Annotated in this window: 12 protein-coding genes; 5 read left to right on the top strand and 7 right to left on the bottom strand. The window is 53.2% G+C overall.

Features of this window, described 5'->3' with window-relative positions:
• Positions 1 to 136: 136 nt before the first annotated feature.
• Positions 137 to 1,726, top strand: a complete 1,590-nt coding sequence (locus GVJ63_RS09970; protein WP_033768480.1) for a sensor histidine kinase — start codon at positions 137 to 139, stop codon at positions 1,724 to 1,726.
• Entirely contained in the window at positions 1,723 to 2,442 is a 720-nt protein-coding gene (gene dcuR / locus GVJ63_RS09965) for a two-component system response regulator DcuR (protein ID WP_009093030.1), read from the top strand. The genes GVJ63_RS09970 and dcuR overlap by 4 nt, the downstream gene beginning before the upstream one ends.
• Here dcuR and GVJ63_RS09960 read toward each other — a convergent pair.
• The gene (locus tag GVJ63_RS09960; RefSeq protein ID WP_159226784.1) at positions 2,436 to 3,398 is read right to left on the bottom strand and encodes an FAD:protein FMN transferase; all 963 of its coding nucleotides are present in this window, start codon (positions 3,396 to 3,398) and stop codon (positions 2,436 to 2,438) included. The two genes, dcuR and GVJ63_RS09960, sit on opposite strands and share 7 nt — an antisense overlap.
• A gap of 63 nt (positions 3,399 to 3,461) precedes the next feature.
• A complete protein-coding gene (locus GVJ63_RS09955) occupies positions 3,462 to 6,242 on the bottom strand; it encodes a flavocytochrome c (RefSeq protein WP_031592419.1) in 2,781 nt (926 codons plus the stop codon).
• Between the two features lie 588 nt (positions 6,243 to 6,830).
• On the opposite strand from GVJ63_RS09955, the gene GVJ63_RS09950 reads away from it, so the two are divergent.
• On the top strand, positions 6,831 to 8,339 hold the full coding sequence (locus GVJ63_RS09950) for an anion permease (RefSeq protein ID WP_010247273.1): 1,509 nt from the start codon (positions 6,831 to 6,833) through the stop codon (positions 8,337 to 8,339).
• A 156-nt stretch (positions 8,340 to 8,495) separates the two neighbouring features.
• The gene (gene fumA, locus GVJ63_RS09945; protein WP_010670309.1) at positions 8,496 to 10,142 is read left to right on the top strand and encodes a class I fumarate hydratase FumA; all 1,647 of its coding nucleotides are present in this window, start codon (positions 8,496 to 8,498) and stop codon (positions 10,140 to 10,142) included.
• Positions 10,143 to 10,296: 154 nt separating this feature from the next.
• On the opposite strand, the gene GVJ63_RS09940 is transcribed toward fumA, so the two are convergent.
• The 5 genes from GVJ63_RS09940 to GVJ63_RS09920 all read right to left on the bottom strand — a co-directional run bounded on the left by GVJ63_RS09940 (position 10,297) and on the right by GVJ63_RS09920 (position 14,405).
• Complete coding sequence (locus GVJ63_RS09940; protein ID WP_235038343.1) at positions 10,297 to 10,728, bottom strand: Shiga toxin A subunit; 432 nt, start codon at positions 10,726 to 10,728, stop codon at positions 10,297 to 10,299.
• Complete coding sequence (locus GVJ63_RS09935; protein ID WP_062759225.1) at positions 10,725 to 11,093, bottom strand: DUF2778 domain-containing protein; 369 nt, start codon at positions 11,091 to 11,093, stop codon at positions 10,725 to 10,727. Before GVJ63_RS09935 ends, GVJ63_RS09940 begins: the two co-directional genes overlap by 4 nt.
• 10 nt (positions 11,094 to 11,103) lie before the next feature.
• Positions 11,104 to 11,595, bottom strand: coding sequence for a type VI secretion system tube protein TssD (gene tssD, locus GVJ63_RS09930; RefSeq protein ID WP_159226783.1), 492 nt, complete (start codon positions 11,593 to 11,595; stop codon positions 11,104 to 11,106).
• 997 nt (positions 11,596 to 12,592) lie between these two features.
• Complete coding sequence (locus tag GVJ63_RS09925) at positions 12,593 to 13,249, bottom strand: SDR family oxidoreductase (protein ID WP_159226782.1); 657 nt, start codon at positions 13,247 to 13,249, stop codon at positions 12,593 to 12,595.
• A gap of 88 nt (positions 13,250 to 13,337) precedes the next feature.
• Positions 13,338 to 14,405 carry an SDR family oxidoreductase gene (locus GVJ63_RS09920; protein ID WP_052271591.1) on the bottom strand — a complete coding sequence of 356 codons (1,068 nt, stop codon included), beginning with the start codon at positions 14,403 to 14,405 and terminating at the stop codon, positions 13,338 to 13,340.
• Between the two features lie 100 nt (positions 14,406 to 14,505).
• Here GVJ63_RS09920 and GVJ63_RS09915 point away from each other — a divergent pair, with 100 nt between their 5' ends.
• The gene (locus GVJ63_RS09915; protein WP_159226781.1) at positions 14,506 to 15,408 is read left to right on the top strand and encodes a LysR family transcriptional regulator; all 903 of its coding nucleotides are present in this window, start codon (positions 14,506 to 14,508) and stop codon (positions 15,406 to 15,408) included.
• Positions 15,409 to 15,625: the final 217 nt, after the last annotated feature.

The following is a 15,625-nucleotide window of genomic DNA, read 5'->3' as shown; positions in this document are numbered from 1 at the left end:
GGCGATTGCCCGCGCGCAGACCGCTAAAACTGTACTGATGCGGTCAGTTAGCGTATGTTTCCGGGCGATCTCCCACCCGTGCTGAACGCCAATGACAAGCCAACCACAGAACCGACATGCCGTGACTAAACGACCCATGAAACTCAGTACCCTGACCACCCTGATGATGACCGCGGTTATCGTCACCGTGCTGCTCGCTGTCCATCTGCTCTATTTTGTGCAGATCGATAACTTTGCTCAGTCGCATCTTAAAGATAAGGCGATGGCGGTGGCACGCACTCTGGCAGACAGCCCTGAAGTCCAGCGTGGGTTACTGTTACCGGATGGCAGCAGCCAGATTCAGCCACTGGCTGAAGCCGCGCGCAAACGCAACGGCCTGCTGTTTGTGGTGGTGACGGATATGCGTGGCATTCGCTTTTCACACCCGAACGCGGCGGTGATTGGCAAACATTTTGTCGGCAACGATATCTATCCGGCCCTCAGCGGGCGGGAAAATGTGGCGGTAAATCACGGCGTGCTGGTAGAGGCACTGCGGGTATTTACCCCGGTCTATAACGCAGATCATCAGCAGATTGGTGTGGTGGCGATCGGCATTGCGCTGAATGATGTGGCGGCGCAGATTGCCAAAAGCCGCTGGAACATTGTCTGGACTGTCTTATTTGGCGGCCTGGTGGGTCTGCTGGGAATTCTTATTCTGGTCAGGCGCCTGAAGAGCATATTGCTCGGGCTGGAGCCGCACGAAATTTCCAGCCTGTTCGAGCAGCGTCAGGCGATCCTCAATTCTATTAAAGAGGGTGTGATTGCGGTCGATGATGAGTCACGCGTCAGCCTGATTAACCACGCGGCGCAGCAGCTGCTGCATGAGACCACCCGCAAGATGCCATTAAGCGGCGATCTGATTGCTGAAGAGAGCGTGATGCACCGCCATCAGCAGGATGCGCTGCATGCGGGCAAAGCCTGGCACGATCAGGAGCTGACGCTGGGTAATCGCATCCTGATCAGCAATACCGTGCCGGTTCGCAGTCGTGACCGCATTATCGGAGCGGTAACCACCTTCAGGGACAAGACCGAGATCAGCCAGCTGATGCAGCGTCTGGACGGCATGGTAAACTATGTAGACGCGTTACGTGAACGGTCCCATGAGTTCATGAACAAGCTGCATGTCATTCTGGGCCTGCTGCATATGAAAAACTATGCGCAGATGGAAGAGTACATCCTGAAAACCGCCAACGCCTATCAGACGGAGATTGGTTCGCTGCTGCAAAAGATCAAATCGCCCATCATTGCGGGTTTCCTGCTCAGCAAAATCAACCGGGTGACCGATGAAGGCCATCAGCTGATTATCGATGAGGCGAGTTTTCTGCCCGACTGCGGCAGCGAGGAGCAGAGCGCGGTATTGATTACGGTGCTGGGCAATTTAATCGAAAATGCGCTTGAGGCGCTGGATCCGGAAACCGAAGGGGAAATCCACCTCATGCTGCATTATCAGAATGGCTGGTTAGCCTGTGAAGTGAGTGATGACGGACCCGGGATCGACGGTACGCAGCTCAGCGCCATTTTTGAGCGTGGCGTCTCGTCAAAAGGCGAAGATCGCGGTGTCGGATTGTTTCTGGTTAAACAGCAGACCGAAAGCCTGGGCGGCAGTGTCAGTGTCGAGTCGGAACCGGGTGTATTCACCCAATTCTTAGTACAACTTCCGTGGGAGAGAGGAATGATTACCCAATGATCAATGTGTTAGTTGTCGATGATGACGCCATGGTAGCCGAGCTGAATCGCTGTTATATCGGGCAGATCCCAGGCTTTACCTGCTGCGGCACCGCCTCAACCTTACAGCAGGCCAAAGAGCGGCTGGCGCAGGCCGAACCTCAGGTTGATCTGATCCTGCTGGATATCTATATGCAGCAGGAGAACGGTCTCGACCTGTTGCCGGAACTGCGCAGCGCAGGACGTCCGGTTGACGTAATCATTATCTCGTCAGCAGCCGATGCCGCCACCATCAAAACCTCACTCAACTATGGTGTGGTGGATTATCTGATCAAGCCTTTCCAGTTTGCCCGCTTTGAAGAGGCGCTGACTGGCTGGCGACAGAAAAAATCGCTGATGGATAATCATCAGTTCTATCAGCAGTCAGACGTTGATCAGTTGTTGCATGGCAATCCGCCGGGGGCCAGCGAGCAGAAGCGACTGCCGAAAGGATTAACACCGCAGACGCTGCGCACCCTGTGTCTGTGGATCGACGCCCATCCGGGTACCGAGTTCTCCACCGACGAACTGGCAACCGAGGTGAATATCTCCCGCGTTTCCTGCCGCAAGTACCTGATCTGGCTGGCGCAGATTAATATCCTGTTCACCAGCATTCATTATGGGGTTACGGGCCGTCCGGTTTATCGCTATCGCCTGCAGCCGGAGTATCACACCTTACTCAAACAATATTGTCAGTGAACCAGTCGGTAATCGGTGTCCAGTAACTGAAAAGAAAAGTGACGTTGTGACGAGCAGATCACCTGCCTGTCACGGGTCACAAATATCGCTTCAATGCCCGGTTGCTCATCCAGGCAGGCAATGCCCTGTTCAACGCCGAGGCCGTAAAGCAGCGTGGTGTAGATGTCGCCATCCAGTGAACGGTCAGAAATCACGGTGACGCTCAGCAGGTCGTTATCCAGCGGATGACCGCTACGCGGGTCGAGGATATGGTGATAACAGACGCCATCCAGCTCAAAATAACGCTCATAGATACCGGATGTCACCACCGAGCGATTATTCACGCTGATCACCCCGATCAGCTCTTCGGCCTCACCAAACGGTTTTTTCAGGCCGATTGCCCAGCCCGCCTCTTCTGGCGGCGCACCCACTGTCTGCACATTTCCGCCCAGATTAATCAGCGCACTGCTGACCTGCTGCTGGCGCAAAAAAGCCTGCACAACATCGGCGATATAGCCTTTGGCGATCGCGCCCAGGTCAATCTCCATCCCCGGCCGGGCCAGCATGACACTGCGGCTTGTGTCATCAAGAATAACGTCATGCGGATTCGTCAGCGCCATGCGCGCCTGAAGTTCTGTCTCTGATGGAACACGGTGGCCCTGAAAGCCGATTTTCCAGCACTTCACCAGCGGGCCGATAGCCAGATTAAACAGGCTGTCGGGCAGCAGGCTCACCGCATGCGCGCAGGCGATCAGGTCAAACACCGGCTGACTGACGACCACCGGATGCTGCCCTGCCGCGTGATTAATCGCCATCACTTCCGACGCCGCGCGGTTAACCGTGAAGAGATTCTCCTGCTGTTTAATCAGGCGGAAGACCTGTCTGGCCAGGGTCTGATTATCGTCGAAGAGTTTGAGCAGGATGGGTGAACCCATTAAGACAGCGGAGTAAGCATAGACACGCGCATCAGTTAACATAGGCGACTCTGCTTTAAAGAGAATAGAACGGCATCCGCAGAGCGCGGATGCCGGAGACGACCCTTAACGTCGGGCGTAAGCGGCGGCGTTACCACCGGCCAGAATGCCGAAGATAATGATATCGGCGACTGCGTTACCGCCGATGCGGTTCGCGCCGTGGATGCCGCCAACCACCTCGCCACAGGCCCAGGCGCCGTTAATCACCTGTTTCTGGCTGTCCAGCACCGCGGTGGTGGTGTCGATGGTGACGCCGCCCATGGTGTGGTGTACGCCCGGTGCAACACGAATCGCGTAGAACGGTGCTTCACTCAGAGGATGACGCAGCGCGGTCTGACGACCGAAGTCTTCATCTTTCTGCATGATAACGAAGTTGTTGTAACGGGCCAGCGTGGCTTCCAGCGTATGATGCTCACTCATGTTGAGTTTCACCGCCAGTTCTGCCACGGTTGGCGCGCTGACCACAAAGCCTTTGGCGATATATTCGTCAGCCGCTTTGTTATTCATCCGCACCTGCTCGTCAAACACAATCCAGGCACTCTTCTCTGGCAAGGCGATAATCTGCGCCGAGACTTTATCGCGGGTTTCCATTTCGTTGTAGAAGCGCTCACCCGCCTGACTGACCAGGATAGCACCGCCGCCACGAATGGATTCGGAGACCAGATAAGAGGTGGTCTGTTCAACCGTTGGGTGAATCTGGATTTCGCCCATATCCACGGTACCGGCACCAATTTTTTCCAGCATGGCAATACCGCTGCCGGTGGCACCTTTGTGGTTGGTGGTGACAAAGCCATCGAGTTCAGGGCGATATTTCACTACCAGTTCACGGTTCGCACTGAATCCACCAGTCGCCACAATCACGCTTTTCGCGTTCAGGATACGGCTGTCGTTGTACTCATCGACCACTCTCACACCCGCTACCGCGCCGTTCTCATAGAGGATTTCTGAGACTGAGGTTTCAAGCAGGACTTCGATGTTGCGGCTGTTGATGTTTTTAACCAGACCGCTGATCAGGAAGCCACCCACCGCTGAACGATCCGCCGGACGGTGGGTACGATCGATGCTCATCCCGCCGGTAATGGTGATGTCGTTAAGCTCAATGCCGTGATTCGCCAGCCACTCAATCGCCTCCGGCGCCAGCTCTACAAACTCACGCAGCAGCACCGGATTATTTTTGAACTGACCGCCTTTCAGCGTCTCCTCGTAGAACAGCTCTTTGCTGTCTTCGATGCCTTTGAGTTTCTGGAAACGGGTTTCCGCGGCGTTCATGCCCACTGAGGCTTTAATGGTGTTACCGCCGATGGTCGGCATCTTCTCGATGATGACCACGCGCGCCCCTTCATCGTGCGCCTGAATCGCCGCCGCAAGACCGGCGCCGCCGCTGCCCACAATCACCACATCGTAATTCTGCGGTGCGTTAGGGTTGCCGCCCTCTTCAATCACATGCTCTTTGCTGGAGGTGGTCAGCGCGCGTGAAACCGCTTTTTTCAGCGCCTCACTCTGGGTAGTCGCACCGGTAATCGCATCGACGTGCGGGCTGTTAGCCACCAGGATGCGGCTACGCAGGCTTTCAAAGGTGGTGGTGAAGTCCACATCCAGGGTGTCATCCGGCACCAGCGAGATGTCGGTGATACGGTCAGTATCCAGCGTGACGTTGATTTTCAGTTTCAGCGCTTCGGCTTCGACTTTTTCCTGATAGACGCCCGCTTTGTATTTACGGCCCGATTCACTCATGTCGCGGATCATCGCATCGACCAGGGAGAAGCGCCACAGCGGTTCCGGGATCTGCAGCTCTTCGCGTTTGTTGCTGTCGATGTAGAGATCGAGGTGTTCGTTATTGATGATGCGGTCAGCCCAGTTCGGGTAAGCGATGCAGGCTTTACCAATCGCCACCAGATCGTAGCCTTTCTCCAGCGCCAGTTCGGCATCGGCTTTATTGACGACGCCGCCAACACCAATCACCGGCACTTTTGCCAGCACAGGCGAACGCATCGCGACGAATTTCTCAATCAGCGGCGTCGGGTCCTGGGTATCGACAATGGACGGACGCAGCAGCTGGCCTACCGAGAAGTGGACGTAATCGAGTCCGCGCGCCGCCAGTTTTTCCAGCAGATAGAGCGTGTCGTCAAAACGAATGCCGGGCACTTCGATCTCTTCCGGCGAGAAGCGATAGCCGATGATGAAAGAGTTATGGGCGAAGCGCTCAGCCATCTTGTGGGTGATTTCCAGCACTTCCAGCGGGAAGCGTGCGCGGTTATCGCGGCTGCCGCCCCACTTGTCATCGCGCTGGTTAGAGTTCGGCGAATAGAACTGCTGAATCAGGTAGGTGTTAGCACCATGAATTTCGACGCCATCGAAACCGGCCTTGATGGCGCGGTTCACCGCATCACCAAATTTGGTGATCATGGTTTCGACTTCTTCGGCGCTCAGCGCCAGGGGTTTGGTTGCCCCTTCACGCGGTGCCGCGATGGCGCTTGGCGCAACCGGCGTTTTGCCGCCAATCAGCTCCGGTTCGACCATACGGCCGCCGTGATAGATCTGCAAAATGGCCGTAGAGCCTTCAGATTTAATCGCGTCCGCGATGCGTTTCAGACCAGGAATTTTGTTGTCGCTGTCGATAGCAATGGCACCCGGAAATGCCGGGCCACGGTTGTCAATAAAGCAGCATTCAACGATTACGGTTCCGATGCTGCCTGCACGTGCGCGGTAGTACTCGACCAGCTCACTGGTGACCGTACCGTCATAAAAACCGGTACAGGTGGTCATCGGCGCCATTACCAGTCGGTTTTTCAACACAGCGCCGTTAGGCAGAGTCAATGGATTAAGGATGGGGGTGAGAGATTTCATTGCGATAAACTCCAAGATTTAAAAGTCTGGAAATTTTTTAGCGGACGCAAATTATCGCTTAATTAAGTGGTCCGATGTCATGAGACTAATATACCCTTTTCTTTGCTTTCATAAGCGATAAATTTACTTTTTTAACTTTTAAATGATTTAGAGTTTTTATTTGCCGAATGCATAAAGTGAAGTTATATTAATTGTTAATCATGGGTAACCAAAAATCAACCATTCGTTTACATAAAAAATAAATCGTTTATCATCAAGAAGTTAAAGCAGGGCATTCAGTTTGCGTTAGCTGATGATTTGTCGACCAGCTTCACAGAATCGTCAAAATGTCGATGCCGTAAATATAAATAAAAAATAAATGTTAAAAATGGGGAATAATGAATTAATTTCTTTGATCTGGATCAAAATCTATATTTGCAAAAATCGCATCATATTTACATGGATTTAAAAATGCAGCTCAATAGCTAAGCAGTCGATTAAAAAATCAGTGCATCGCGGTTTATTCACACTATTAAGAATAAGAAAGAAAGTCATCAGTGAAGGTCCGGGGCGCAAATCGCATTCTTCTTAACTTGCAGATAAAATACTATGAAACCACTCTCAGCTGTAACTGAACCCCCAAAAGTCGCACCTGCGGCGCCGGGTAAAAAGAAAGCTATCATGCTTGCTCTGCCGGTGCTCGTTGCCGTGTTGCTGTTGCTGGTGCCCACACCAGCCGGACTCGAACCCTACGCCTGGCACTTCTTCGCCATCTTCGTCGGCGTGATTGTCGGATTGATCTTTGAACCCCTGCCAGGCGCGGTGATCGGCCTGACCGGCGTGGTAGTCATCGCGCTGTTCAGCCAGTTTCTGCTCTTCAGCCCGGCTGAACTGGCTAACCCGAAATTCAAAGTCGCCAGTGAGTCGTTCAAATGGGCGGTCAGCGGGTTCGGCAACTCCACGGTCTGGCTGATCTTCGGTGCCTTTATGTTCGCCGCAGGTTATGACAAAACGCAGTTTGGTCGCCGCCTGGCCCTGATTCTGGTGAAGTATCTGGGTCGCCGCAGTCTGACGCTGGGTTATGCCATTACCTTTGCTGACCTGCTTCTTGCGCCCTTTACGCCGTCAAACACCGCGCGCAGTGGCGGTACCATCTACCCGATTATTGCCAACCTTCCGCCGCTTTACGGCTCTAAACCTAACGACCCGAGCGCCCGTAAAATCGGTTCCTATCTGATGTGGGTAGCGATTACCGCGGCCTGTATTACCAGCTCCATGTTCCTCTCTGCGCTGGCACCCAACCTGCTGGCACTGGCACTGGTAAAAAGCATCGTCGGTTTTGATATCTCATGGGGCATGTGGTTCCTGGCCTTCCTGCCGCTGGGTGTGCTGCTGATTCTGACCATGCCGCTGCTGGCTTACTGGTTCTACCCACCTGAAGTTAAAATCAATGATGAAGTGCCGAAATGGGCCATCGCTGAACTGGAAAAACTGGGCAGACTGACCCGCAATGAAATCCTGCTGCTGGTGTTTGTAGTCTGTGCACTGCTGATGTGGATTTTCGCCACCTCGTGGATCGAACCTGCCATGGCGGCGCTGTTGGTGGTCGTTCTGATGTTGTGGACCGGCGTACTGACCTGGAATGACATCACCAGTAATAAACCGGCCTGGAACACCTTTGCCTGGTTCGCCACCCTGGTGGCACTGGCCGATGGTCTGGCCCGCGTTGGCTTTATTACCTGGTTAGGTAAAGAGGGTGGCATGCTGCTGCAGGGTTATGACCCACAGGTTTCGGCCGTGGTGCTGTTAATCGCCTTCTTCCTGCTGCACTACCTGTTTGCCAGTACCACCGCACACACCACCGCGCTGTTACCGGCCATGCTGACCATTGCAGCCTCCATTCCGGGCATCAATATGCCGGTCTTCTGCCTGATGTTGTGTACCTCTCTGGGTGTGATGGGCATCATCACGCCATACGGTACTGGTCCAAGCCCGATTTACTACGGCAGCGGTTATCTGCCTACCAAAGACTACTGGCGTCTGGGAACCATCTTCGGTGCCATCTTCTTAGGCTCCATGATGCTGATTGCCTATCCGTGGATGGTGTGGTTGTTCTGACGGATACAACATGCAGATCAACGCGTTATAAGATACCATTCCTGCACTTCCCCACCGCACCCGCGGTGGGGAAGCATAATAAACAATTAATTCGCCTATGATGTTGCGCCCCGCAGCCTGTCCGCGGAGGTTCAGCCGGTCATTAAGTGAGAAAAAATGTCGAACAAGCCTTTTGTCTATCAGAACCCTTTCCCGCTGTCCCACGAAGATACCGAATACTATCTGCTGAGTCGTGAGCATGTCTCCGTCTCCGAGTTTGAGGGTCAGGAGATCCTTAAAGTCGATCCGCAGGCGCTGACGTTACTCAGCCAGCAGGCGTTCCACGACGCCTCTTTTATGCTGCGTCCGGCCCACCAGCAGCAGGTCGCCTCCATCCTTGATGACCCGGAAGCCAGCGACAATGATAAATATGTCGCCCTGCAGTTTTTAAGGAACTCTGAAATTGCCGCCAAAGGCGTGCTGCCAACCTGTCAGGATACCGGCACCGCGATCATCATGGGCAAAAAGGGCCAGCGCGTCTGGACCGGCGGCGGTGATGAAGCTGCGCTGTCACAGGGTATCTACAACACCTATATCGAAGATAACCTGCGCTATTCGCAGAATGCCGCTCTGGATATGTATAAAGAGGTGAATACCGGCACTAACCTGCCAGCGCAGATCGACCTCTACAGCGTGGATGGCGATGAGTATAAGTTCCTCTGTATCGCTAAAGGTGGTGGTTCCGCCAATAAAACCTATCTCTATCAGGAAACCAAAGCGCTGCTGAGCCCGGGCAAGCTGAAAAATTACCTGGTAGATAAGATGCGTACCCTCGGCACCGCAGCCTGTCCGCCCTACCATATTGCGTTTGTCATCGGCGGCACCTCGGCAGAAAGCACCCTGAAAACCGTGAAGCTCGCCTCAACTCACTATTACGACGGGCTGCCCACTGAAGGCAACGAGCACGGTCAGGCGTTCCGCGACGTTCAGCTGGAGCAGGAACTGCTGGAAGCGGCGCAGCAGCTCGGTCTGGGTGCGCAGTTTGGCGGCAAATATTTTGCACACGATATCCGCGTGGTGCGTCTGCCACGTCACGGCGCCTCCTGCCCGATCGGTATGGGCGTCTCCTGCTCGGCTGACCGTAACATCAAAGCGAAGATTAACCGTGAAGGTATCTGGATTGAGAAACTGGAAGCCAACCCAGGCCGCCTGATCCCCGAAGCACTGCGTCAGCAGGGCGAAGGTGAAGCGTTGCAGGTTGATCTCAACCGCCCAATGGAAGAGATTCTGGCGCAACTGTCCGCTTATCCGGTTTCAACCCGCCTGTCACTGACCGGCACTATTATTGTGGCGCGCGATATTGCACATGCAAAACTCAAAGAGCGCATCGATAACGGCGAAGGATTACCGCAGTACATCAAAGATCATCCGGTCTATTACGCTGGCCCGGCGAAGACGCCTGACGGTTATGCTTCTGGTTCACTCGGCCCGACCACTGCCGGTCGTATGGATTCCTACGTGGATCTGCTTCAGGCACACGGCGGAAGTAAGATCATGCTGGCCAAGGGCAATCGCAGCCAGCAGGTGACGGATGCCTGTCATAAACATGGCGGCTTCTATCTCGGCAGCATTGGTGGTCCGGCAGCGGTGCTGGCGCAGCAGAGCATTAAAAGTCTGGAATGCGTGGAGTATCCCGAGCTGGGAATGGAAGCGATCTGGAAAATCGAGGTGGAGAACTTCCCTGCCTTTATCCTGGTTGATGACAAAGGTAACGACTTCTTCCAGCACATTGAGCGCGCGCACTGCGCGAAATGCGTTAAGTAACGAAAAAGACCTTTAATCGAACAGCCTCCGAAAGGCAGGACGCAGGAGATTTTAAAAATTTCCCCGGCTAATCAATTTCAGGTTGGCCGGGGAACTCAACATAAATTCGCAACTCTTTTATCTGACAACTTTTCCCGGGATAGCTAACCCCCCTTCAGAACTCACGGGAAAGTGTCAAATATCCGTTGAATCGGACAGAGCACTCATCGTTATTTAGTATACTGGAGACAATATATACATTTTTTGCGCCTTTCACGTTGGTATAGGTGTATTTAACCGTCAGGTTCATTGCGCCGTTATTGTGGTAAATATCGAAGTAATCTTTGAGCAAGAGACCTTTACCTGTTTTAGCGTCTTTCTGCGCAAACTGATGCGCTAACGCATCGGAAACGAGGGAAAGATTTAGCACTTCAACTGTTGTTTTATCTCGCTCAATCCCATTAACACCTTCTTTGGTTATAGCAGATAAGAGCATCTCCTCCGCATAATGACCCCGAGCGGCGCATTCACTGCCAGGTGTATCTGCTGTGTAACCAGCGAACGGTAACAGGGCCAGGGCCAGACTCAGCACATAATGATTAATCACCGCACCACCTCCAGAATTGCGCCGTAATCTTTACTAACCAGTAAGCGTGTTGATGGTCCCATAATTATGCAGCCAGCAGAGGCAAAACCTCTGATGCCGTGGCGTTTGTCTCCGTGCATCCTGAATGTACCCATATCACGCTCATAAGCGTTGACGCTGAGCGGAACCAGGGTAATTGTGAGCGGGCCTTTGCTGGTTCCGGTACTGCCGATTCTCCAGGTTCCTCGCGGGATTGGACCCATACCACGAACCTGCTCGCGATCAGGATTATTTTTGTTTGTAAGAATACCAGAGTAGCCTGTTTCAATTAACTTGCCATCGCGATATAACTCACCCGTACTTTGTTTATAAATCCATTTAGCCATTGTGATTTCCTTATGCTGTTTTCTGCTCTTCCAGGCTATCGGTGTGTTTAATATTGCCATCTGTATAATGCCAAGCTATTTGTTCATAACGCAGCCCGACATGCTCTACGTGACCGTGCCTTTCAAAATCCGGGTCTTTGGTATCGAACATAACCGTCACGACGTGACAAACCTTCACACACTCGAGTTTCGTTACGAAATACTCCTCTTCCTGACCGTTGTAATTGATGCGGTAGAAGCTGAACACCGCTTTTGCTAGCGTTTCCCCTGTTGTTAGCGCTTTATACAATTGCGGCGATGCGCTATCAATAGTTTTTTCAAAAGTATAAGCCTCATGTTGCCGCGCGCCTGTCACTGCACCTGTTGTGTCGTCCGTGGAAATAAATAAATTATGCTGCATCCCAGTTACCTCAATGCTTCCTTCGCGTTCAGTGACATCGACAGAGCCTTTTATTAATTTCCCTTCTTCATCGTAAAGCCACAGATATACTGGTATAGCCATTTAACACACTCCTTTGTCATATGAAGAGTGATAGTATCCTCCGCCTGCGCTCCCATTATGAAATGCTGAATGACATTTAATTAATGGCAATCAATAAAAACGCATATATTCCTCCATTTTCGGTCTGCTCACGCATCCTATCTTTGCCCTCAGGACACCCTCTTTTATTGTAATCTGAACTTAACCGGGCTGAAGCTATTGAGACGCAGACTGATGCGTTCAGAGTTATAGTGGGGAGCCCAGTGTCTATGACCTTCCTCTGCACAACTAATACTATCTGACTCCTCCAGAATGAAGTCCAGGGATTAAAGCGTGACGAAAAAGCTTTCAGCTATAGCGTTATTAAAGCAGTTTCACTTACACGAAGGAATCTGCACCACATATGCTGACCGAAGCTTTTAATGATAAGTTGTCATCTGGATCTGCAACCGCAGATTGATATGAAGCACAGGTGAATCAGCCGCTGATAGCCGCGTAAATGCCTTGACTGACATTTATTAACTCGCGCCGTGGCGGGAATTTCTGAACGACTTTCGGACATGACTTCAGTACTGAAGGGGTAAATTATCGGAGAGAGTTAACGCTTTTCGCCGCTAACATAAAATTCAGCTACCTCATTGCCTTCTTTTGATTAACGCTGCCACCGGTGCAGTCACGCTGTAAAATGCCTACGACCGGCCATTTCCATGAGCGATATTTTCAGACGGGATAACTATATGGCATATCATCGGCGTTCAGCCTTCAATTTGGCATTTGGCTGTTTTTCAGATAAATAATTGATGAGTAACGGCGTGGGATTAACAGTCTAATAATGAGCAGAGATTCGGCGACCAACAACCTTACGCCAACGACATGACGGGCAGCAGCTTCACGGTAGCCATCCCTCTTATTCCTGGTAATGTCTGACTACCGTAAAACGTTATTCAGGAAAAGAGCCTGGACTCTTCCCTGAACTGCATCTGAATAAGTTGAGTTTCCAACTTTTTGAGGCAGTTTTTTAGCCTCGCTGCAGCCGCTGCAACGCCACATCAATCTGCACATCACCTTTGGTGAGTTCGATGATCTGATACTTAATTTCCGGATTTTCAATCAGGCCGACCAGTGTCGCCGCCACATCTTCGCGCGGGATCTCACCATACGGAATCGCCAGATCGGCATGAACCCGACCGGTACCGGCTTCATCGGTCAGCGTACCCGGTCGCAGGATCACCCACTCCAGCTTACTCGCTACCAGCTCCACATCTGCCAGACGCTTCACCCGCATGTAATTCTCAAATCCCTCTGAGGGAGTTTTACCGCGGCCCGCATCCGGGAAAGCGGAAACCAGCATAAAGCGTGATACCCCCGCCTGTTCTGCTGCGGCAACCGCCAGCTTCAGCCCTTCTCCGTCAATGGCATTGGTCAGCTCGATCCCGGCACCGCCCGCACCCGCCGTGAAGACAGCCACATCGTGACCGGTCATCAGATCTGCCAGTGCCGTCACGCTCAGCTGCTGAATATCGCCAGCCACCGGTTTAGCACCAGCGGCCTGCAGCGTCTCTGCCTGCTCCGGTTTGCGGTGCAGCGCCGTCACTGTATGGCCTTTACTGCTCAGTTGACGAGTCAGCTTTTGGCCCACTTTGCCCGCTGCGCCGATAATGAAACATGTCGCCATAGGATCCAATCCTCCATTTACTGATTGAGTGCCAGAGTATAGCTATCAGTCAGAAACAAAACAGGCGCCTGATGCGGCGCCTGCTGGGTTATTGCGGGATCACTTTTTCCGCTTTCAGCTTATCAAACAGCTGAATAAAGGAGTCGAGCGTGCTGCGATAACCGGTGAAGCCCGCTTTGCGGCTCTTACTCATATCAGTAAAGGCTTCCATCGGACGTCCCAGGTCGGCATCGGTATGCCACCAGGAAGCCAGTCTGGTGACATCCGATTCACGCAACTGATGCTGCTCTGCAATCGCCTGCCATGCACTGGCGGCTTCCTGCATGCGATCTTCCAGCGGCATCATCTGCGCCGGGTATTCCGCTGCTTCAATGCCGAAATAGTCAGCCAGTTTTGGCCACATCCAGTTCCAGCGGAACACATCGCCGTTTACCGCATTGAAATCCTGATTAGCGGCATTAGGTGAGGTCGCCGCCCAGTGTAGCTGCTCAGCCAGCAGGCCCGCATCGGTCATATCAACGACACCGTTCCACTGCTCAGGTGAGCCAGGGAAGATAAACGGCCAGCCTTTCTCTTTACACAGCGTTGCGTAGACCGCCAGTGTCTGCCCCATATTCATCGCATTGCCTACGGCATAACCGATGATGGTGTGTGGGCGATGCACACTCCAGCGGTAGTCATACTTCTCTGCACCAGCGAACACTTCATCTTCCTGCGCATAGTAGAAGTTATCAACAGGCTGACGGCCCTGCTCTTCACGGAACGGCGTGACAGGCACAGCGCCTTTGCCGTAAGCTTCAAACGGCCCCAGGTAGTGCTTCAGTCCGGTTACCAGTGCCACGTGCGAACCCTGTAAGCGGTCACCGAGTGCTTCAATCACATTCCGCACCATGCCGCCGTTAACGCGGATATTCTCTTTTTCATTTTCCTGACGCGCCCAGACGCTAAAGAACAGCGCATCCGGTTTCACTGTTTTCAGCGCGTCCCGGACGGCATCCGCATCGGTCAGATCGGCCGTCAGGCTGGTGACACCTTCAGGTACCGCGCCACGTCCGCGTGACAGACCGCTGACCTGCCAGCCTTCTTTCTGTAATTTATCTGCCAGTCCGCGACCAATAACGCCACTGATGCCCACAATCAAAGCATGCTTTTTCATTTGATTTCTCCTCGTTTTGCGTAATGCTAAGCCTAATAGAGAATTCAGTTCTTATCTCTGGCATTTATTCACAGCATTCTCAACCTGAGTTCATTAATCGATGCACGATCATCGCCTCAAAGATATTCTGCCGTTTGTTGCCAGCGTAGAGTGTGGCAGTTTTACCGCCGCTGCGGAGCGTCTGCACGTGACCGGATCGGCGATCAGTAAAAGCGTCAGCCGCCTGGAGACACGATTAGGCTCGCGACTGCTGGAGCGCACCACACGGAGCCTGCACCTCACCGACGCGGGCAGCGCCTATTACCAGACCTGCCTGCGCATTCTGGAGGATCTGGCCGAAGCCGAAGCGGTGCTGGCGGCACAGCGAACGATTCCTTCAGGTCGCCTGCGCCTGGCGGTGCCCACCACCTATGGCCGCCTCAATGTGATGCCGCTGCTGATGCCCTTTTGTCAGCAACACCCGGAACTGGCTCTGAGCCTGAGTTTCTCTGACCGCTTTGTTGACCTGTTTGAAGAGGGCGTGGATGTGGCGGTACGGATCGGCGGCGCGCCCGACCTGCCTGCTTCGCTTGGCTGGCGTAATATGGGCCGCGAGCAGATGCAGTTCTGTGCCTCACCCGCTTATCTGGCACGTGAAGGACGACCTGAAGATGAGGCGGCGCTGCTGAACCACCGCGCCATCCTTTATGAGCGTGTAGATGGCAGCACCAAACCCTGGCTGTTCACCACCGAAGATGGTCAGCCGCACTGGCGCGAGGTGCCGTACCGGCTGGCACTGGGCGACGTCGATGCCCAGCTGCAGGCTGTCATCGCCGGGCTGGGTGTGGCACAAATGCCCTCGTGGCTGATTCAGCATGCCGTGAAACAGGGCGACCTGGAGATAATTTTGCCGCAGTTGCAGCCCGAGGGGCTGACGCTGAGCGTGGTGTGGCCACGCCGTAAACAGTTCCTGCCTAAGGTCGATGCACTGTTATCGGCGCTCACCGCGCTGAAAATCCGCTAACCCGCCCTGCTATCTGATTATCGCGGTTGGGATGTTTCATCCTGACTGCGATCATTTACTCTTTCCAGACGCTGATTTTCCCCTGTTCTGCCCTACCTTAACCGCCGGTAACTTATCGATCTCCCCTATAACCCGCTTAAATTTAATGTTTTTATTTTCGCCCTGATGGAATCCCATCAAAATAAAAATGGCGGAAGGGTTGAGCTCACATAATGAA

The organism is Pantoea sp. 18059, from assembly GCF_902706165.1.
GTDB lineage: Bacteria > Pseudomonadota > Gammaproteobacteria > Enterobacterales > Enterobacteriaceae > Pantoea > Pantoea agglomerans.
Note: the sequence above shows the minus strand (reverse complement) of the source record. Positions and strands in the feature narration are given on the sequence as shown.